This is a genomic window from Pantoea sp. 22096, assembly GCF_052045955.1.
Lineage (GTDB): Bacteria > Pseudomonadota > Gammaproteobacteria > Enterobacterales > Enterobacteriaceae > Pantoea > Pantoea alfalfae.
The window spans coordinates 236,475-255,927 of record NZ_JBQEPW010000004.1; the positions used below are offsets into that span (position 1 = coordinate 236,475).

Genomic DNA, 19,453 nt, shown 5'->3' on the forward strand with positions numbered 1-19,453 from the left:
TTATGCCTGCACCAGTGGACCAGGGTTTTTCAGGTAGTGCTCGCGAATCGCTTTGGCTGACCAGTAGGTCAGCGCCGCCACCATGCCGGTCGGGTTATAACCCAGTCCCTGCGGGAAGGCGGATGCGCCCGGTACAAACACATTTGGCACATCCCAGCTTTGCAGATAACGGTTCACCGCACTGGTTTTGGGATCGTCGCCCATGATCGCCCCGCCACTGATGTGGGTGGTCTGATACACCGTGGAGTCAAAATGGGTGCCCGGCTTTTTCGCGCCGCCGATGATCATCTTCGGGTTCATCGCTTCGGCGATGTTGCGCATCTTACCGACCATAAACTGCGCCATCTTGATGTCGTTCTCCTGCCAGTCAAAGGTCATGCGCAGCAGCGGCTGTCCATAGGCATCTTTATAGTGAGGATCGAGATCGAGATAGTTAGCGCGATAGGACTGGTGTGCGCCATGCGCATCCATCGACAGATGGTGGGTGTAAGTATCCGCCACCGCCGCTTTCCATTGGCTGCCCCAGTTAGGTGTGCCCGCTGGCACCGGCAGACCGGAGATCGGTTTGGTACCCGCCTGGTTGACCCAGAATGGCGAACCGCCGACAAAGCCCAGCGGCCCGTGGTCGAAGTTATCCGCATTGAAATCATCAATGCCGACGCCCGCGCCACCCGCACCGATGAACGGATTGGTGGTGGTGTTTTTATCAAACAGCGCCTTGAGCGTGGAGAGGTTCTGATAGGCGAAGTTGCGGCCTACGGTGCCTTCGTTAGTGATCGGATTGTACGGTTTACCGATGCCCGACAGCAGCATCAGATGCACATTATGGAACTGGAAGGCGGAGAGGATCACCAGGTCAGCGGGCTGGACCTGCTCGCGACCCTGCCCATCCACATAGGTCACGCCGGTCGCGCGCGTTTTGTCATCGCTGAGATTAACCCGCAGCACATAAGAGTTATTGCGCAGCTCGAACTTCGGCTCCTGACGCAGCGCGGGCAGGATGTTCACATTAGGCGACGCTTTGGAATACATGTAGCAGGCGTAGCCGCTGCAGTAACCGCAGAAGTTGCATGGCCCCATCTGCGCGCCATAGGTGTTGGTATAAGGGCCCGATGTGTTGGCGGACGGCAGATCGTAAGGATGATAGCCGACCGACTCAGCGGCCTGAGCAAACAGCTGCGCTGAATAAGTACGCTTCTGCGCGGGCAGCGGGAAGTTATCGGAGCGATCCGGCGCAAACGGGTTACCGCCTTTATCTTTGCCGACCACCTTCCCCTTAATGCTCCAGGCGCTGCCGGAGGTGCCAAAGACTTTTTCTGCCTTGTCGAAGAACGGCTCAAGCTCATCGTAGCTGACGCCGAAATCCTGAATCGTCATGCCCTCCGGGATAAAGTTCTTACCATAGCGCTCTTCGTAATGGCTGCGCATTCGCAGTTCAACCGGATCGACACGGAAATGAACGCCGGACCAGTGCAGACCTGCGCCACCTGTGCCGGTGCCTGGCAGAAACGCCGCCAGCTGGCGATAGGGAACAGCCGTCTGCGAGGCGTCATGACGAATGGTTACGGTGCTTTTAGAGAGATCCTGGAACAGCTTTTTGCGAACGTTATAGGTCAGCTCATCAATGGACTGCGGATAGGAGCCATCAGGATAGGTATCGCGATGCGGTCCGCGCTCCAGCGCCAGCACGTGAAGGCCCGCTTCGGTCAGCTCTTTCGCCATAATCGCGCCTGCCCAGCCGAAGCCGACAATCACCGCATCCACTTTTTTCATTTCGTTAGCCATGCTTAGCTTCTCTCCCCGCGAATCGACACTGACGGGAACGGATACCGTTCGCCGCGCTCTACCCAGTCCATAAAGTCGGCGCGTGCGCCAGGGAAGTTAATCAGCTTCCAGCCGACCATGCCCTGATTCCCGCCGTGGATGGGATCGCTGAAGAAGCCTTCGCGTGTGTTCTGCAGCAGGAAGCTGAAGAAAACTTTTGCTGGCAGCTGGCTGAATTCCGCACTGCCACTCTCCATCGCCTGCAGTAAGGCATCCTGCTGCTCGCCGCTGAGCTCGGCGAACACCTTGCCGTGCTGCTTTTTACTGTAGTTGTCGGCATCGGCCAGCCCGAGACGGTAGATCTGCTGTGGCACCAGCGGCAACTGATAGCCCAGCTCTTTCGGCAGATCGGGATTAAACGGCCCCTGCATATACCAGTTCGAGCCTGTGGCATACGGCGTGTTCATCTGACGATCGATAAACTCCGGCACGCCGGCTTCCAGCGCACCCGGCCCGCGTTCATCACTGGGGATCAGACGCGCTACGGCGGCCGTGATAAAGGCGAACTCTTCGGCGGTGAACCAGTTCGGCTGGTAATCACGCGCCTGCTGTGGCGCGGCCGGGGTTTCAGCCGCCTGTGCGGCGAGCGGCAGAGAGAGCGCGCCCATCGCCGTGGAACCTACCGCCATTGCAGGCGCCAGGGTAATCGTCTTCAGCAAAAAATCCCTGCGTGAATGACCTTTTTTTTGTTCTGACATGACATTGCCTCATTCCCGCCCTATCCGGCGGTATGAAAAATAAATGGTTGCGTTGTAATGGTTTTTATCAGCAAATTCAGGGTAGCATCTGGCTTGTTACCGGTAACAAGCCAGCATATTGTAACACTGCCATTCACAAAGATTTAGTTCCACGAAACAAAACCGCACAATTTCATTAACATCTATCACCGTCCTGTCATGAGCAGAAACAACAGACTACAGACAGCGCCACGTCAAAAACGTTATAACAGGCAACACACAACAGCGGAGTGCCTATGTTTAAGTCTTTTTTTCCGCGGCCAGCGCTGTTTTTCAGCTCTGCGGCTGTCTGGAGCTTAGTAGCGATTTTTGCCTGGTTCGGCTTTGCCGCGCATCTGCCCGGCATGTGGCCGACTTTTGAAGCGGCAATGAAAGAACCTTTACCGACCACAGCGGCACGTTTTATCGCCGCGAGTCAGATTTGGTTTTATCTCTATTACTGGATAATGGTCGCCATTTTTGCCCTGGCCTGGCGGCTGATTGATGCCCATCCGTGGCAACGCTGGTCAGTGTGGGGTTCCGCGCTGATTATCTTTGTCACCTGGTTTGGCGTGCAGGTGGGGGTGGCTATTAATGCCTGGTATGGTCCGTTCTATGATCTGATACAGAAAGCGCTGACCAAAGCGGGATCGGTGCAGATTGCCGAGTTTTACCATCAGGTTATCGCGTTTCTCGGCATTGCCTTAATTGCGGTGGTGATTGGCGTTCTCAACTCCTTCTTTATCAGCCACTGGGTTTTCCGCTGGCGTACCGCCATGAATAACTACTACATGCACAACTGGCAGCGGCTGCGTCATGTGGAAGGTGCCGCACAGCGTGTGCAGGAAGACACCATGCGGTTTGCAACGACGCTGGAAAACTGGGGTGTCAGTTTTATTCAGGCGATTATGACGCTGGTGGCGTTTTTGCCGGTACTGGTGGCGCTGTCACATCACGTAAAAGATATCCCGTTCCTCGGCAATATTCCTTACGCGCTGGTAATTGCCGCAGTGCTCTGGTCTGTATTCGGCACCGGCTTGCTGGCGCTGGTCGGAATTAAGCTGCCAGGGCTGGAGTTCCGTAATCAGCGGGTTGAAGCCGCCTACCGTAAAGAGCTGGTCTACGGCGAAGACAATGCCGATCGTGCACAACCGCAGACCGTACAGGAACTGTTTAGCCGGGTGCGGGTTAACTACTTCCGTCTCTACTTCCACTATCTCTACTTCAACATCACCCGCATTCTCTATCTGCAGGTCGATAACGTGTTTGGTCTGTTCCTGCTTTTCCCGTCGATTGTGGCAGGCACTATTACGCTGGGCTTACTCAACCAGATTACCAACGTGTTTGATCAGGTGCGTGGCTCGTTCCAGTATCTGATCGCCTCCTGGTCGACGCTGATCGAACTGATGTCGATCTACAAGCGTCTGCGCAGCTTTGAGCAGATTCTGGATGATGTACCCCATGATGAGATGAAGCGCGAGGCATCGGAAGAGGTGTAACGGGTTGGAAAGAGAGAAGCCACGTTAATGTGGCTTCTCTCATTTAATCACAGATCAAAAGCTATTCTTTTGCCTGTCGGCAATTTGACATCGATACTTATCTCGCCTCCCAGAGCCGTAACGTAACGCTTCAGCGTAGAAAGGCGGGGATCATTATCAGCCTGTTCCATTCTGGCGATAGTTGGCTGTTTCACACCCATTGCCTGCGCCATCTCTGTCTGTGACAGGTTAAGTTCTTCGCGCAACATGTGTAGCGCGATAACCTGCCGCATTGCATCGACTTTTTTGGCAATGCGTTCGCGACTCTCCGGACTTTGATTTGCCATCAGCTCTTTTAAATTAGCCATTATCCCCTCCATTCAAATATTTGCGGAATTCAGCATCTGCCAATTTGATCATATCTTTATAGAATTTCTTTTCCTTAACCCCGGTTTTATCGCCTGCACACAACACAATGCCACGGCGAGAAGGATCAAAAGCAAAGAAGGCCCGTATCGGTTTGCCTTGATGCTGTACTCTTAATTCTTTCATATTCGGAAAATCAGAGCCGTCTACGGTATCAGCAAACGGCTTCGCTAAATGCGGCCCATACTCAGACAGGATAACTATCGCGGCGAGCATATCCTCCTTCAGTTCCTCACTCTGGGCCTTAAACCACTCATCAAATCTTTTGGTTGTATCCACATCCCACATCGCAACATCCTTATAGCGAATAAGCTATAAATGATGCTATAGCCTGTTCGCTATAAAGGCAAGTATCTCGCGGGCCGCCAGGGCAAAAGGATATTCCAGACCTCAAACCGGCTTTGAAAATAAAAAAGCCACTCGTCAGAGTGGCTTTCTCGTTTACAAAGACCGGATGTAAAACAGCTTCAATACAGCAGTGTCCGGGACGTCACGCCTTACAGTGCAATACGCATCACGCTGTCAGGATTTTTTGGCGGCGCCTTACGCGAGCCAGGCTGTTTCACGCTGACATAAAGCACCTTGCCGTCTGCCGAGAGTGCCAGACTGTTAGGCAACGCCGGGGTTTTTACCGTGCGCTTCACCTTATAGCTGCTGGCGTCGATGATGCTGACTTCCCCCGCTTTGCGATGAGTAACATAAAGCTCATCGCGATCACCATTGAACAGCACCGCCAGCGATTCCGGCACATCAATCCGCTGCATCACCTGCTGATTACGCAGATCAACCACCAGCACCTGCGCCTGCTTTGAATCCGTCAGGAAAGCGCGTTGACCATGCGTATCCAGCGCAATGTTCAGGAAGAAGTGCTCTTTATCGCCGTCAATCTTCTGCTTCTTCTCAACCGCATTTGTACGTGCATTAATGGTTACCAGTTCGCCATCAGCATTAGTGACGTAGATCTTTTGCGCGTCGGCATCCACAGCCAGACCGGTGCCCATTTTGCCGGTATTCGGGATGGTGCTGACAAGTTTCATCGTGCTGCCATCCACCACCCAGACCACGCTCTGCGGTCCCAGTCCGGTGATATACACCCGGTTGGTTTTCGCATCAACCGCCACCTGGCGCGGCTGCAGCGGACGCACGGTCTCACTGCGCGGACGGCTATCCAGCACCAGCGTATTCAGTACCTTGCCGCTACTGGCGTCGATAGCGGTCACTGAACCGTTTACGGTGTTACCGATATAAAGCACGTTGGTTTGGGGGTTGATCGCCGCACCAAACGATTTCAGCTCAGTGTGGATTGCCTGCTGCACCCCCAGCGTCGCCGGGTCGAGACGGAAAACCGTGCCGCCGTTACCGCTGCTGTTCTGCGCTGTCGCCACGAACAGCGCGTTGTCTTTCGGGCTGACCGCCAGTTCATAAACACCTTTACCCACTGACTGATTAAGATCCGCCGCCTGCGCTGCCAGCCATCCAGAGGCAGAGAACAGGGCCGTAGCCAGTAACAGCGGACGCAGGGTCCGGCGCGTAATGGTAATCGCTTTCATAACTTCTCCAGAGTTAATTCACTGCAGACGCAGTGATAAGAAAGCCCAACATTGCAACCAGAAAGGCCTGACACACAGGCTGATTTACTTTTTTTGAGAATGATAATTATTTATGAAGGAAAGGGACAGGATTATTCGCGGAGAAACGAAGCCAGGACGCCCGGAGGCGTCCTGTCAGCACAAGAGGGTAGAACGTTTTATTTCAGCAGTTCAGCGGTCATGTGAACGCCGTTGTTGGTGTAAGCTTCAGTGATTTTATATGAAGCACCAGCTTCCTGCGCCTGGGCAGCAATTTTCGCTTCCGCACCATCCAGCGTAGAGTCGATGGCGGTCACAGATTGGGCGAAGCTGGCGAATGGCAGAACAGAAAGCGCGATAACAGCTGCAAAAGTTTTGATAGATTTCATGGTCAATTCCTCGTTTAATTTTTATCAGGTAAGGCGTGATGCCTTGTTGATAGATATATTAGTCCGGAAGTTGATCAGTAAAAAGCGGAGGGTTTTGCTTAACTCTTTCAGTAAAATTGAACATAAAAAGCACGTATCGCACAGTTATCGCTCAAAAGGTTAATCACCCGCCTCTATAAAAAAAGGCAGCATAATGCGCTACCTTCAGAAGATTAACCGTGATGCCGCACCCGAGTGAAGATGGTCAGTGCGGCCAGCAGCATCAGCACACCACTGGCAACGAACACGCCGCCTGCTCCGCGCAGGTCAAACATCCAGCCGCCTGCTGCCGCGCCGACGGTAATCGCCAGTTGAATGGTGGCGACCAGTAACCCGCCGCCCGATTCCGCGTCATCCGGCACCGCGCGTGAAATCCAGGTTGACCAGCCGGTTGGCATCGAACCAAAGGCCATCCCCCAGATTGCCACACCTGCGCCTACCATCCAGCTGACATCGCCAAAGCTCACCAGCATCAGCGCCGTGACACTCATTAACAGCGCCATCCCGCTCAGCGTCAGCGATACGCTGCGGGTGACCAGAAAACCCGCCAGCGAGGTACCAAAGAAGTTCGCCACGCCAAAGGCGAGCAGCGCCAGCGACAGCTGATTAAGGTTGAGCTGTGCAACGCCTTCCAGGAACGGACGCAGATAGGTGAAGAAAGCGAAGTGGCCGGTAAACATCATGATCACCGCCAGCATGCCCCAGCGCATCACGCCGATACGCAGGAGCGCCAGCACGCCGCCATTGCGGGCTTTGTTCTCTGCCGGCATGGCGGGCAGGGTAAAGAACTGCCACAGCAGTGCCACCGCACCCAGTCCGGCGGTCAGCATAAAGATGTTACGCCAGCCCACCACTCCGCCGAGATAGCTGCCAAGTGGCGTGGCGATAATCGTCGCCAGTGAGATGCCGCTGAAGACAATAGAGAGCGCACGCGGTACCTGGTCGGTGGGTACCAGGCGCATGGTGATGGCCGTTGAGAGCGTCCAGAAGCCGCCGATGGCCATTCCCAGCAGCACCCGCGCCAGCAGGATCACCGTCAGGTCAGCCGCAAACGCCACCATCAGCGCCGAAGCAATCAGCAATAGCGAAAACACCAGCATGACAATGCGGCGATCGATACGCCGCGTAACGCTGCCGGTGACCAGACTGGTAAACAGCGCCACCAGCGCGGTGATGGTGACGGTCTGTCCCGCCTGCCCTTCTGAAACGCCCAGACTGTGGGCCATTGGCGTCAACAGACTCACGGGTAAAAATTCGGCGGTAATCAGGCTGAACACCCCAAACGCCATAGCAAATACCGCGCCCCAGGCGGGACGGGTCGGCGAGGAAACCTCATCAGCCACTTCGGTTGTCAGACTCATGCTGCTTCTCCGGAAGATAAAAAAGTGAGTGTGAGCATAGAGTGGAGCGTCAGGACGATCTATGATGCTTACACCTTCATTTTTGATAATTCGTCCGGAATCGTATGAGCCACTATGGAGATCTGACCAGTGAGCTGCTGATGGGAATGCGTCTGTATGGCGTGAACTATCAGCGTATCGCGGTAAGCGCGCCGTTCGGGTTGCATTATGAGCATGCGCCGGGGCGGGCGCAGTTTCACTTTGTCGGGCGCGGCTCACTGCTGGTGCGCAGCGCCTCCGGCGAACTGTTTCAGCTCAACAGCGGCGATGCGCTGCTGGTGCCGCACGGTAAGCCGCACAGCCTGATCTCCAGTGAGGAGGCGGACTGCCAGTGTATTAAGAACATGGCGAGTAAGCCGATTTGCGACAGCGTCTGCGCGATTGCCGCACCGGAAGATGCCTGTGATGACGAGCACAGCGTGCTGCTGTTCAGCGCCTGCATGGCGTTTGAACTTGGCGGTATGCAACCACTGATCACTACCATGCCGGATGTGATGCTGGTGAGTACCCTGCTGTCGCAGTACCCGGAGATTCAGCCGATTCTGGCGGCGATGGAGCGGGAGTCGCGCACCCGCCAGGCGGGATTTGCCGGAATCCTGTCGCGCCTGGCGGATGTGGTTGCCGCGCTGATAGTTCGCGGCTGGGTAGAGAATGGCTGCGGCCAGAGTAGCGGGCTGGTGCAGGCGATGCGCGATCCGCGTCTGAGCCAGGCGATTGCCGCGATGCATCGGGAGCCGGGCGAAAACTGGACGGTGGCGCGACTCGCCAGCGTGGCGGGCTGTTCGCGTTCGGTGTTCGCCGGACGTTTTCTCACGGCTACCGGCATGACGCCGCTGCGATATCTGACGGAGTTGCGGATGCGGCTGGCGGTGCAGCGGATCGTAAACAATGGCGAAGCGGTGGAAGCCGTGGCCTATCATCTCGGCTACGGCTCAATTGCGGCATTCAGTCGTGCCTTTAAGCGGATTGTCGGGCAATCGCCAGGGGCGCTGCGTACCGGACGCGAAGGCACGCAGGCGCTGGCCTCGTAATTTTTTCTCTTAACGAAACACGCTGATCGCTTCCACCAGCCGGTTAGCCTGATGGGTCATGCGACCTGACGCCTCGGCGCTTTCTGTCACGCGAGCGGCGTTCTGATGGGTGATGTCATCAAGATCTTCCACCGCTGAACTGACTTCGCTGAGCGCGGTCGCCTGTTCGGCCGTGGCGGCGCTGATCTGGGCGATCAGTGAGGTGACATTCTGCACCTGTGACACGATATCCTGCATCGTCCGGCCTGCTGCGCTGGCGTGCTCATTGCCCGACTGGACCCGGCTGCCGCTGGTTTCGACCAGCATTTTAATTTCGCTGGCGGCTTTGGCGCTGCGCTGTGCGAGGCTACGGACTTCGCCTGCCACCACCGCAAAGCCTTTGCCCTGCTCACCAGCCCGCGCCGCTTCTACTGCGGCGTTCAGCGCCAGTATGTTAGTCTGGAAAGCAATGCCATCGATAACGCTGGTAATATTGGCAATCCGCTTTGAACTGTCGGCAATTTCGCCCATCATGCCCATCATCTCGGTCATCACCTCGCCGCCTTTGCTGGCAGCGTGGCTGGTGCTGGCTGAGAGGCTATTCGCCTCGTGCGCGGTTTCGGTATTGCTCTTCACTGTGGCGGTCATTTCATTCATGGTGGCCGCGGTCTGCTGCACGTTGGCCGCTGCCTGCTCGGTACGGCGACTGAGTTCGTTGTTGCTGCGGGCGATGGCGTCGCTGGCACTCAGCACGTTGATCGCCTGACCGCTGACATCATCGACCAGCCAGCGGAACATCAATCCGAGCTGACCGATAGCGCGCAGTGTGACACCGACCTCATCAACGCGATCCATCTGCTCAACTTTGTGACTCGCACCGGTCGCCACGCTCAGCGCCTGTTTGCACATCCGCTCGATAGGGCGTGAAATCTGCTGCTCCAGCCACAGGCTGCTGAGCAGAAGCAGCCCAGCCATGCCTGCGGTAAAGCCAGCCAGTGCTGTGTGCGTCATGCCCAGCGCCCAGACGCCTGCCACCGAAAGGGGCAGTAACGCCAGCAGCGTACTGCGGATCCGCCAGCGCAGGGGCAGCGTTTTCAGAATGGAGGCGGAACGACGCCAGCCACTGCGAACCAGCAGGCCTTTGTAAAAACGTCGCCCTCTGGCCCGGCCTTCACGAAAATCCTGATAGAGCGTTTCGGTCTGACGTATTTCCTCTGCCGTGGGTTTGGTGCGTACTGACATATAGCCCTGCACTTTACCGTCGCGCACCACCGGAATGGCATTAGCCCGCACCCAGTAGTGATCGCCATTTTTACGGCGGTTCTTAACCAGCGCAGTCCAGGGTTCACCCTGTTTCAGCGTCGCCCACATGTCAGCAAACGCTTCTGGTGGCATATCGGGATGACGCACCATGTTATGCGGCTGGCCGTTGATCTCTTCGGCAGAGAATCCACTCGCTTCGATGAAGGCGTCGTTGGCATAGGTGATGTGGCTGTTGAGATCGGTGGTCGACATCAGTGTCGCATGATCGTCAAACTGATATTCACGCTGAGAGACAGGCTGGTTGTTACGCATCAAAAGTCCTTGAAGACCCGACGTCCTGCACGTGACAGTCTGCGTGTCAGCGTGAAAACGAGGGGCTGAGAGATAACGATTACCTTTTTTTATGTTTTCGGCATGCGTCCGCCTACTCTTTAGCGATTAAGTTAAATTACTGGCAATAAAAAAGCCGCTTTGCAGCGGCTTTCACATTTTTAGGTGATTATTCATCCGTTAGCCGGATTTCAGAATTCCGGCAGCCAGTCAGCTGAGGTCAACATTTCGGGTGCCGAACCACCAGGTCAGCAGGAATCCGCCGACCCAGGCCACGATCAGTCCGGCCAGGTAAACCGCCATACCGGCGAAAATCCCCTGGCTGGAGGTCATCAGCGGCAGCGTGACCAGGCCGGAAGGTCCGAATACCGTATTCATTCCAACCGGCAAACCCAGCCACGCTACCAGCCCGATAAAGAAACCGCCCAGCGCGCCGCCACCGCAGGCGGTGATAAAGGGCTTGAGGCGCGGCAGCGTGACGCCGTAGATCAGTGGTTCTCCGACACCCAGCAGGCCGGGCACAATGGCACCTTTGATCTGCGCCCGCAGCAGCGCCCCTTTTCCGGCTTTGCACCACAGCGCCACTGATGCGCCGACCTGACCTGCGCCCGCCATCGCCAGAATCGGGAACAGCGAGTTAAAACCCTGCGTTTCCATCAGCGCAAAGTAGACCGGAATTAAGCCCTGATGAATGCCGAACATCACCGCGATCAGGAACAGCCCGGCCAGCAGCGCACAGCCAAAGGGATTGTTATTGAGGTGGATAAACAGCCACGACATCCCCTTAAACAGTTCACCACCCAGCGGCATGATAAACAGATAGGTGATGGCCCCGGTAATCACCAGCGTAAACAGTGAAGTCAGGATCATATCGAGGTTGTCGGGAATGATTTTGCGCAGCTGTTTCTCAATCCCCGCCCCGATAATTGCCGCCATCAGCACGCCGATAATATTGCCGCGCGGGTCGATCGTCAGGCCAAAGAAGCTCTCCATGCCGCTGTAGTAGCCGGTGGTGGCCGTGGGCACATAGCCAAGCACAAACAGCGAAGCGATGATGGCACCATTGACGCCGCTGCCGCCAAAGGCTTTTTGCGCGTTGTAGCCAATCAGGATGCTGAGAAAGGTAAACAGCCCTTTGCCGAAGACCTTCATGTACGCCACGGTGTGCAGCAGCCAGGGCGCGTGGTCGCCGGACACATTAAGGTGGAGGCTTTGCTCAATCAGCGTGGCAAATCCCAGCAGCAGTCCCGCGCCGATGAAGCCCGGAATCAGCGGGGTGAAGATGGTGGCGAAGCGCGACAGGAACTGATGCACGCCGCTGGTCTGCTTCGCTTTGAGCTGCTGCTTCTGTTGCGCTGCCAGTTGGCTAAGTTCTGCCGTTCCGCCCTGCGGTACCGGCGCGGTATCGCCCTCTGTCAGCAGGCTCTGCATTCCCTCGGCCGCGGTTTGCGCTTTGCCCGGCCCCAGGACAATCTGAAACTGCGCCTCGCTATCGATAACGCCTAATACGCCCGGCAGACTTTTTAGCTGAGTCAGGTCGACCTGTTCCGGCTGATTGAGCGTCAGCCGAAGCCGCGTCATGCAGTGACCACAGGCCACGATATTTTGCGCGCCACCGACCGCCTGCAGGATGTCACGCAACAGTGCCTCGGTGATTTTCGCCATTAGCGTGCTCCCGCTGCCTGCAGCGCCTGACGGATAAAGCCCTGATGCTGACTGAGCAGCGCTTTCGCCTCATCGGCGGCCAGGTCAGCCAGCACCATCAGGATTGCGGTTTTGCAGTGTCCACCGCAGGCGGTGAGCGCGGCGCTGGCCGTTGCATCATCACAATCCGTGGCCTGCATGACGATGTTGACCTGGCGCTGCACCAGTTTCTGATTGGTCGCTTCCACATCAACCATCAGGTTGCCGTACACTTTTCCGCTACGGATCATTGACCCGGTGGTGAGCATGTTGAGCACCAGTTTTTGCGCCGTACCCGCTTTCATCCGTGAGGAGCCAGTGACCACTTCCGGGCCAACCACTGGCGTGAGCGCAATCGCGGCAACCTGCGACATGGCGCTGCCCGGATTACAGGTGAGCGACACGGTAGTTGCGCCAAGCTCGTTAGCGTAAGCCAGCGCGCCCAGCACATAAGGTGTGCGACCGCTGGCGGCGATACCGACCAGCACATCGTGGCGGCTGAAGTGGATATCCTTCAGATCCTGCGCACCCTGCTCCCGGTTATCTTCGGCATTTTCAACCGCCTGCAATATAGCGGTATGACCGCCGGCAATCAGGCCAATAACCTGCTCGCGGGGTGTACCAAAGGTGGGTGGGCATTCGCTGGCATCCAGGATGCCGAGTCGCCCGGAGGTGCCTGCGCCGCAATAGATCAGCCGTCCTCCAGCTTTAAATGCCGTGCAGATGGCGTCAACGGCGGTGGCGATCTGCGGCACGATGGCCTCAACCGCCAATGCCACCTTTTTATCTTCATCATTAATGACGCGCAGCATCGCTTCGGTGGAGAGTTCATCAATGTTCTGGCTGGCCGGATTGCGGCCCTCGGTGATCATCTGGCTGAGGTCGAGTTTCATAGTGGGCTCCGCAAAGGAATAAATTATTCAAATTACCAAACATCATAACGAATGATTAATTCATTGGGTGAGATCTTTTTTCAATGGATGTGGAGTAAATCATGTTGCGGGGAGTGGGCGTGACAGCGTTGAGTTTAAGCAGGGTAACTGGTATACAGGGTTTAAATGCTGCGCATTCCGGTTTGGCCGCAGGGTCTGTGAGTAGCGTTGCCGGGAAATCGGAGCCGGTCAGAAAAGGTTCACCTGATCGTAAAGACGCATTCGTCATCTATGAGGCGAGTAAACCGGCGGCCGGGGGCCCAGGGAGGAGTTTACGCAGCCCGCCATTGTGTCCGACTGAACGGCACAAATGCTGGTCTTTGATTTCTGCATTATCGACCCTGTAGAACTAAGCCACACAAACAAAAAGGGCCCAACTTTCGTTGAGCCCTTCTTTACGCTAATGCTGTTCTCAACTTGCGGTCTGCGTCCGCAGTTGCAGCTCGTACTCTTTCGCCTGTTCGGCGTCGAACTGGTTTTCCCAGCGGGCAATCACCAGCACCGCCAGCGCGTTGCCGATCACGTTCAGCGCGGTACGCGCCATGTCCATGATGCGGTCAACACCGGCGATAAACGCCAGACCTTCCAGCGGAATGCCGACGCTGCCCAGCGTAGCCAGCAGCACCACAAACGAAACGCCTGGCACGCCAGCGATACCTTTCGAGGTCACCATCAGCGTCAGGACCAGCACAATTTCATCGGTCAGCGACAGATCGATGCCGTACAGCTGCGCAATAAAGATCGCCGCGATACTCTGATACAGCGTTGAACCATCCAGGTTAAATGAATAACCGGTCGGCACCACGAAACTGGTGATCGCTTTCGGCGCGCCGTAGGCTTCCATCTTCTCCATGATGCGCGGCAACACGGTTTCCGAGCTGGACGTGGAGTAAGAGAGAATCAGCTCATCTTTCAGAATACGCATCAACGTAGTGATGCGCAGCTTACAGAAGCGCGCTACCCCGCCCAGCACCACAAAGGCGAAGAACAGAATCGCGGCGTAAACCAGCAGCACCAGCTTAGCCAGTGGCCACAGCGAGGCAAAACCGAAGTTAGCAATTGTCACCGCGATCAGCGCAAACACACCGACCGGCGCATAACGCATGATCATGTGCGTTACTTTAAACATCGCTTCAGAGATACCACGGAACAGGTTCACCAGCGGATCGCGCTGTTCTGACGGCAGTGACGACAGGCCTAAGCCAAACAGCACCGAGAAAAAGATAATCGGCAGCATGTCGCCTTTTGCCATAGAGGCGAAAATATTCTGCGGGATCAGCGACAGAATGGTAGTCACCAGGCTATGCGGACCGCCCTGTACCTCTGCCGTTGTCGCTTCATATTTAGAGATGTCCACCGTTGCCAGCGTTGACATATCAATGCCGGTGCCGGGTTGAAATACGTTGGCCAGCGTAATACCGACTACAATGGCAATGGTGGTGATCACTTCAAAGTAGAGAATTGTTTTGACGCCGATGCGTCCCAGCTTCTTTGCATCACCCACGCCAGCGATGCCGACAATCAGGGATGAAATCACAATCGGTACCACAATCATCTTGATAAGATGAATAAAGATATCGCCTGCAGGACTGAGAATGTTGGTGACTAACCATTCACGATTGTCTGGCTGATTATGCAACACAGCACCCACAACGATGCCGAGCACCAGGGCTGTCAGAATCTGCCAGGCCAGGCTGATTTTAAAACCTTTCATAACGCGTAATTTCCTCAGTCAAAACCCGTTTCTCTCTACTGCGAAGGTGCAGAAGACAATACACACAGGGAGTGAGCAAAAAGCCCGGTAAATTAGAGGGTGTTTAGAAACAGCGCCTCGTATGAAAATCTGATGATTCCCATACCCATTTTCAGACGCGGTCTGAGTTGATACCTGCAGAACAGGGGCGAGATAAGTACCATTTTCACTGTGGTAAATGCAACCCCTGGCAGATCCGATTAAAAGTTAGCCAGCTAAGTAGCATAAAGTGCTGCCAGCGTTAAAAATCCCTAACCTGCTGTTATGAAAAGTAATACTTAGATGAATTTCCGCATAGCTATGCAAAGTGGGTTAAAAACGCGTCAGGCGCGTTTGCTTGCTTTTTATCCAGCCCAATCCCGAGTGATACCCCTTCTTAATTCCCCATCGCCGCCAGAGAGTTAACCGGAAATATCAGAACGGCTTCACGCTTCTCCCGAAGAGGTTTATCTCGTGATCTGTGGCGCAAAAAAGAAACAAAGCTATGGCACAGGCTTCAATTAACCATTGATTGACATATCATTAACATCTTCTAGGAGATCCGCTATGAGCCAAAATCACATTCATCCCGTTCCAGAGAACATTGCAGCAAACACCCTGATTACGGCTGAACAGTACCAGGCGATGTATCAGCATTCTGTCGACGATCCAGACAGTTTCTGGGGCGAACAGGGCAAAATCCTTGACTGGATTAAGCCTTACAGCAAGGTGAAAAATTGCTCGTTTACGCCAGGTAACATTAACATTCGCTGGTACGAAGATGGCACGCTCAACCTGGCGGCAAACTGCCTTGACCGCCATTTAGCAACGCGCGGCGATCACCCGGCGATTATCTGGGAAGGCGACGACGCCAGCGAAAGCAAAACTCTGACCTTCCGCCAGCTGCATACTGAAGTCTGTCGCTTCGCCAATGTGCTTGAGTTGCTGGAAGTAAAAAAAGGCGACGTGGTGGCAATCTACATGCCGATGGTGCCGGAAGCGGCGGTGGCGATGCTGGCCTGTGCCCGTATCGGTGCCGTTCACTCCGTGATCTTTGGCGGCTTCTCACCGGAAGCGGTCGCTGGCCGCATCGTCGACTCCAGCGCCTCGCTGGTCATTACCGCCGATGAAGGGATCCGCGCCGGTCGCAGCATTCCGCTGAAGAAAAATGTCGATGACGCGTTAAAAAACCCGAATGTCACCAGCGTGAAAAACGTGGTGGTGTTCCAGCGCACCGGTAAAGATGTGGGCTGGGTTGAAGGCCGCGATCGGTGGTGGCATGACCTGATGCGGGACGCCAGCACCAATCACTCTGCAGCCGAAGTCGGCGCGGAAGATCCGCTGTTTATCCTTTATACCTCCGGCTCCACCGGCAAACCCAAAGGCGTGCTGCATACCACAGGCGGTTATCTGGTCTATGCCGCCACCACCTTTAAGTTCGTCTTTGATTACCATCAGGATGACATCTACTGGTGCACCGCTGATGTCGGCTGGGTAACAGGACACAGCTATCTGGTTTATGGCCCGCTGGCGTGTGGTGCCACCACGCTGATGTTTGAAGGGGTGCCGAACTGGCCAGCGCCGAGCCGCATGGCGGAAGTGGTCGATAAACATAAAGTCACCCTGCTCTATACCGCACCCACCGCCATCCGTGCGCTGATGGCGGAAGGGGATAAGGCCATTGAAGGTACCGATCGCAGCAGCCTGCGCATTATGGGATCGGTCGGAGAGCCCATTAACCCGGAAGCCTGGGAGTGGTACTACAAAAAAATCGGCAACAGCCGTTGCCCGATAGTGGATACCTGGTGGCAGACCGAAACCGGCGGATTCATGATCACGCCGTTGCCGGGTGCGACCGAACTGAAAGCGGGTTCCGCTACCCGGCCGTTCTTTGGTGTGCAACCGGCGCTGGTGGATAACGAAGGTCAGCCACAGGAAGGTGCCTGTGAAGGCAATCTGGTGATCACCGAGTCCTGGCCGGGACAGGCGCGCACCCTCTTTGGCGACCATGACCGTTTCGAGCAGACCTACTTCTCTACCTTTAAAAATGTCTACTTCAGTGGTGACGGTGCCCGTCGCGATGAAGATGGCTACTACTGGATCACCGGACGTGTCGACGACGTGCTCAACGTCTCCGGTCACCGTCTTGGCACTGCCGAAATTGAATCGGCGCTGGTGTCGCATCCTAAAATTGCCGAAGCGGCCGTGGTCGGGATTCCGCACAGCATTAAAGGCCAGGCGATTTACGCCTATATCACGCTGAATCATGGCGAAGAGCCGTCGCCGGAGTTGTACACCGAAGTGCGCCAGTGGGTCCGTAAAGAGATTGGCCCGATAGCCACACCGGATGTGCTGCACTGGACTGACTCACTGCCGAAAACGCGGTCCGGCAAAATCATGCGCCGTATTCTGCGCAAAATTGCCACCGGCGATACCAGTAACTTGGGTGATACCTCGACCCTTGCCGATCCTGGCGTCGTCGAAAAACTGCTTGAGGAGAAACAGTCGATCAAAATGCCTTAAACGCATGCTGTCCGGCGGGAAGATCGCTTCCCGCCACACCCGCCCTACGCAGTCTGTTTCGGTAGTCACAACTATTATAACCAGCTGAATCCGCGCCCTGTCGTGAGATTCTCGCGTGCAAGCCCTCTGGAGAAAATGTGATGAATGACGCCCTTTCGAATCAGGATGCAATCAATCAGCAGATTGAACGTAATCCCCGTTTTCATGAGTTAGTCCGTAAACGCCAGACGTTCGCGACGCTGCTGTCGCTGATCATGCTGGTGCTCTATGTTGGCTTTATCCTGCTGATTGCCTTTGCTCCCGGCTGGCTCGGCACGCCGCTGCATGCCGGCACTAACGTCACCCGCGGTATCCCGATTGGTGTCGGGCTGATTGTGATGTCGTTTGTGCTGACCGGCGTCTATGTCTGGCGCGCCAACGGTGAGTTTGACCGTTTAACCAAAGCGATCCTCAGTGAGGTGAAATCATGACTCGTCTCACTTTATGGCTGCTGGCCTTAATGTTGCCGTTTTCAGCGCTGGCCGCTGATGCGATCACCGGTGCGGTGCAGCGCCAGGCAACCAACTATCAGGCGATTATCATGTTTACGATTTTCGTCGGCGCTACGCTGGGAATTACTTACTGGGCGTCAAAGCGAACCCGATCGCGTAACGACTACTACACCGCTGGCGGCAATATCACCGGCTTCCAGAATGGCCTGGCGATGGCGGGTGACTTCATGTCAGCGGCTTCGTTCCTGGGCATTTCAGCGCTGGTTTACACCTCAGGCTATGACGGACTGATCTACTCGCTCGGCTTCCTGGTCGGCTGGCCGATGATTCTGTTTTTAATCGCCGAGCGGCTGCGCAACCTGGGCCGCTACACCTTTGCCGATGTCGCCTCCTATCGTTTGAAGCAGATGCCGATTCGTACCCTGTCAGCCTGCGGTTCGCTGGTGGTAGTGGCGCTCTACCTGATCGCGCAGATGGTGGGTGCCGGTAAACTTATCCAGCTGCTGTTCGGCCTGAACTACCATGTTGCGGTGATTCTGGTCGGCATTCTGATGGTGATGTATGTGCTGTTTGGCGGCATGCTGGCGACCACCTGGGTGCAGATCATCAAAGCGGTGCTGCTGCTATTTGGTGCCTCCTTTATGGCAGTAATGGTGATGAAGGCGGCCAACTTCAGCTTTAACACGCTGTTCACTGAGGCGATGGCGGTTCATCCCAAAGGCATCGCGATTATGCAGCCTGGCGGGCTGGTCAAAGATCCTATTTCGGCGCTGTCGCTGGGGCTGGGGTTGATGTTTGGTACGGCAGGTTTACCGCATATTCTGATGCGCTTCTTCACCGTCGCGGATGCCAAAGAGGCGCGTAAAAGCGTCTTCTGGGCCACCGGCTTTATGGGCTACTTTTACTTCCTGACCTTTATTATCGGCTTCGGTGCGATTCTGCTGGTGGGTGCGAACCCGGCCTTTAAAGATGCCAGCGGCGCGCTGATTGGCGGCACCAATATGGCAGCAGTACATCTGGCTAACGCAGTTGGCGGCAGCACCTTCCTGGGCTTTATCTCTGCGGTTGCCTTCGCCACGATTCTGGCGGTGGTCGCGGGCTTAACCCTGGCGGGCGCGTCGGCGGTGTCGCATGACCTCTACGCCAGCGTCTATCGTAAAGGCCAGGCGAGCGAGAAAGATGAGCTGCGGGTGTCCAAAATCACCGTGCTTGCGTTGGGTGTGGTGGCGATTGCGCTGGGTATTCTGTTTGAGAAGCAGAACATCGCCTTTATGGTCGGGCTGGCCTTCTCGATTGCGGCCAGCTGTAACTTCCCGATCATCCTGCTGTCGATGTACTGGTCAAAACTCACCACGCGCGGCGCGATGGTAGGCGGCTGGCTCGGTCTGCTGACCGCCGTTATCCTGATGATCCTCGGCCCGACCGTGTGGGTACAGGTACTGGGCAACGCCACGGCGATTTTCCCGTATGAGTATCCGGCGCTGTTTTCGATGGTGGTGGCTTTTGTCGGCATCTGGCTTTTCTCGATTACCGACCATTCGCAGCAGGGCGCAGAGGAGCGTTCCCGCTTCCGCGCGCAATTTATTCGCTCGCAGACCGGCACCGGTATTGAACAGGGCAAGGCGCACTGATTGTGGCTTTTCGTTCAT

At 55.8% G+C, this 19,453-nt stretch carries 16 protein-coding genes; 5 read left to right on the forward strand and 11 right to left on the reverse strand.

The features are described 5' to 3' along the window. Positions 1-1,785 carry a GMC family oxidoreductase gene (locus ACTJKZ_RS15750; protein WP_253420768.1) on the reverse strand — a complete coding sequence of 595 codons (1,785 nt, stop codon included), beginning with the start codon at positions 1,783-1,785 and terminating at the stop codon, positions 1-3. Between the two features lie 2 nt (positions 1,786-1,787). Beyond that, the gene (locus tag ACTJKZ_RS15755; RefSeq protein WP_161733584.1) at positions 1,788-2,522 is read right to left on the reverse strand and encodes a gluconate 2-dehydrogenase subunit 3 family protein; all 735 of its coding nucleotides are present in this window, start codon (positions 2,520-2,522) and stop codon (positions 1,788-1,790) included. Between the two features lie 275 nt (positions 2,523-2,797). On the opposite strand from ACTJKZ_RS15755, the gene sbmA reads away from it, so the two are divergent. Beyond that, entirely contained in the window at positions 2,798-4,039 is a 1,242-nt protein-coding gene (sbmA, locus tag ACTJKZ_RS15760; RefSeq protein ID WP_161733582.1) for a peptide antibiotic transporter SbmA, read from the forward strand. A gap of 47 nt (positions 4,040-4,086) precedes the next feature. On the opposite strand, the gene ACTJKZ_RS15765 is transcribed toward sbmA, so the two are convergent. The 5 genes from ACTJKZ_RS15765 to ACTJKZ_RS15785 all read right to left on the reverse strand — a co-directional run bounded on the left by ACTJKZ_RS15765 (position 4,087) and on the right by ACTJKZ_RS15785 (position 7,801). Next, complete coding sequence (locus tag ACTJKZ_RS15765; RefSeq protein WP_208443378.1) at positions 4,087-4,386, reverse strand: helix-turn-helix domain-containing protein; 300 nt, start codon at positions 4,384-4,386, stop codon at positions 4,087-4,089. Then, complete coding sequence (locus tag ACTJKZ_RS15770; protein WP_285086677.1) at positions 4,379-4,732, reverse strand: type II toxin-antitoxin system RelE/ParE family toxin; 354 nt, start codon at positions 4,730-4,732, stop codon at positions 4,379-4,381. The genes ACTJKZ_RS15765 and ACTJKZ_RS15770 overlap by 8 nt, the downstream gene beginning before the upstream one ends. Before the next feature lie 209 nt (positions 4,733-4,941). Continuing rightward, a complete protein-coding gene (yncE, locus tag ACTJKZ_RS15775; RefSeq protein ID WP_440829825.1) occupies positions 4,942-5,994 on the reverse strand; it encodes a 7-bladed beta-propeller protein YncE in 1,053 nt (350 codons plus the stop codon). A gap of 197 nt (positions 5,995-6,191) precedes the next feature. Continuing rightward, positions 6,192-6,401, reverse strand: a complete 210-nt coding sequence (locus ACTJKZ_RS15780) for a DUF1471 domain-containing protein (protein ID WP_009092571.1) — start codon at positions 6,399-6,401, stop codon at positions 6,192-6,194. Between the two features lie 212 nt (positions 6,402-6,613). Then, positions 6,614-7,801 (reverse strand): MFS transporter, encoded by a 1,188-nt coding sequence (locus ACTJKZ_RS15785; RefSeq protein ID WP_253420753.1) that lies wholly within the window; start codon positions 7,799-7,801, stop codon positions 6,614-6,616. A 104-nt stretch (positions 7,802-7,905) separates the two neighbouring features. Here ACTJKZ_RS15785 and ACTJKZ_RS15790 point away from each other — a divergent pair, with 104 nt between their 5' ends. Continuing rightward, the gene (locus tag ACTJKZ_RS15790) at positions 7,906-8,871 is read left to right on the forward strand and encodes an AraC family transcriptional regulator (protein WP_161733574.1); all 966 of its coding nucleotides are present in this window, start codon (positions 7,906-7,908) and stop codon (positions 8,869-8,871) included. A 9-nt stretch (positions 8,872-8,880) separates the two neighbouring features. Here ACTJKZ_RS15790 and ACTJKZ_RS15795 read toward each other — a convergent pair whose 3' ends face one another. The 4 genes from ACTJKZ_RS15795 to gltP all read right to left on the reverse strand — a co-directional run bounded on the left by ACTJKZ_RS15795 (position 8,881) and on the right by gltP (position 14,772). After that, positions 8,881-10,425, reverse strand: a complete 1,545-nt coding sequence (locus ACTJKZ_RS15795; protein ID WP_161733572.1) for a methyl-accepting chemotaxis protein — start codon at positions 10,423-10,425, stop codon at positions 8,881-8,883. Between the two features lie 228 nt (positions 10,426-10,653). Continuing rightward, the gene (gene murP, locus ACTJKZ_RS15800) at positions 10,654-12,108 is read right to left on the reverse strand and encodes a PTS N-acetylmuramic acid transporter subunit IIBC (RefSeq protein ID WP_440829826.1); all 1,455 of its coding nucleotides are present in this window, start codon (positions 12,106-12,108) and stop codon (positions 10,654-10,656) included. Continuing rightward, positions 12,108-13,019, reverse strand: coding sequence for an N-acetylmuramic acid 6-phosphate etherase (murQ, locus tag ACTJKZ_RS15805; protein WP_161733568.1), 912 nt, complete (start codon positions 13,017-13,019; stop codon positions 12,108-12,110). Before murQ ends, murP begins: the two co-directional genes overlap by 1 nt. Positions 13,020-13,470: 451 nt before the next feature. Then, positions 13,471-14,772 carry a glutamate/aspartate:proton symporter GltP gene (gene gltP / locus ACTJKZ_RS15810; protein WP_440829827.1) on the reverse strand — a complete coding sequence of 434 codons (1,302 nt, stop codon included), beginning with the start codon at positions 14,770-14,772 and terminating at the stop codon, positions 13,471-13,473. Positions 14,773-15,357: 585 nt separating this feature from the next. Between gltP and acs the strand changes: the two genes are divergently transcribed. From acs to ACTJKZ_RS15825, 3 genes are all read left to right on the forward strand, one after another. Continuing rightward, positions 15,358-17,313 carry an acetate--CoA ligase gene (gene acs / locus ACTJKZ_RS15815; RefSeq protein WP_260059101.1) on the forward strand — a complete coding sequence of 652 codons (1,956 nt, stop codon included), beginning with the start codon at positions 15,358-15,360 and terminating at the stop codon, positions 17,311-17,313. Between the two features lie 140 nt (positions 17,314-17,453). Continuing rightward, complete coding sequence (locus ACTJKZ_RS15820; protein WP_222924719.1) at positions 17,454-17,783, forward strand: DUF485 domain-containing protein; 330 nt, start codon at positions 17,454-17,456, stop codon at positions 17,781-17,783. Next, positions 17,780-19,435 carry a cation acetate symporter gene (locus tag ACTJKZ_RS15825; RefSeq protein WP_161733560.1) on the forward strand — a complete coding sequence of 552 codons (1,656 nt, stop codon included), beginning with the start codon at positions 17,780-17,782 and terminating at the stop codon, positions 19,433-19,435. Before ACTJKZ_RS15820 ends, ACTJKZ_RS15825 begins: the two co-directional genes overlap by 4 nt. Positions 19,436-19,453: the final 18 nt, after the last annotated feature.

Bases quoted from the DNA above. Each gene is read 5' to 3' on its own strand.
- ACTJKZ_RS15750 (WP_253420768.1), bottom strand. From the start codon at position 1,785: ATGGCTAACGAAATGAAAAAAGTGGATGCGGTGATTGTCGGCTTCGGC.
- ACTJKZ_RS15755 (WP_161733584.1), bottom strand. From the start codon at position 2,522: ATGTCAGAACAAAAAAAAGGTCATTCACGCAGGGATTTTTTGCTGAAG.
- sbmA (WP_161733582.1), top strand. From the start codon at position 2,798: ATGTTTAAGTCTTTTTTTCCGCGGCCAGCGCTGTTTTTCAGCTCTGCG.
- ACTJKZ_RS15765 (WP_208443378.1), bottom strand. From the start codon at position 4,386: ATGGCTAATTTAAAAGAGCTGATGGCAAATCAAAGTCCGGAGAGTCGC.
- ACTJKZ_RS15770 (WP_285086677.1), bottom strand. From the start codon at position 4,732: ATGTGGGATGTGGATACAACCAAAAGATTTGATGAGTGGTTTAAGGCC.
- yncE (WP_440829825.1), bottom strand. From the start codon at position 5,994: ATGAAAGCGATTACCATTACGCGCCGGACCCTGCGTCCGCTGTTACTG.
- ACTJKZ_RS15780 (WP_009092571.1), bottom strand. From the start codon at position 6,401: ATGAAATCTATCAAAACTTTTGCAGCTGTTATCGCGCTTTCTGTTCTG.
- ACTJKZ_RS15785 (WP_253420753.1), bottom strand. From the start codon at position 7,801: ATGAGTCTGACAACCGAAGTGGCTGATGAGGTTTCCTCGCCGACCCGT.
- ACTJKZ_RS15790 (WP_161733574.1), top strand. From the start codon at position 7,906: ATGAGCCACTATGGAGATCTGACCAGTGAGCTGCTGATGGGAATGCGT.
- ACTJKZ_RS15795 (WP_161733572.1), bottom strand. From the start codon at position 10,425: ATGCGTAACAACCAGCCTGTCTCTCAGCGTGAATATCAGTTTGACGAT.
- murP (WP_440829826.1), bottom strand. From the start codon at position 12,108: ATGGCGAAAATCACCGAGGCACTGTTGCGTGACATCCTGCAGGCGGTC.
- murQ (WP_161733568.1), bottom strand. From the start codon at position 13,019: ATGAAACTCGACCTCAGCCAGATGATCACCGAGGGCCGCAATCCGGCC.
- gltP (WP_440829827.1), bottom strand. From the start codon at position 14,772: ATGAAAGGTTTTAAAATCAGCCTGGCCTGGCAGATTCTGACAGCCCTG.
- acs (WP_260059101.1), top strand. From the start codon at position 15,358: ATGAGCCAAAATCACATTCATCCCGTTCCAGAGAACATTGCAGCAAAC.
- ACTJKZ_RS15820 (WP_222924719.1), top strand. From the start codon at position 17,454: ATGAATGACGCCCTTTCGAATCAGGATGCAATCAATCAGCAGATTGAA.
- ACTJKZ_RS15825 (WP_161733560.1), top strand. From the start codon at position 17,780: ATGACTCGTCTCACTTTATGGCTGCTGGCCTTAATGTTGCCGTTTTCA.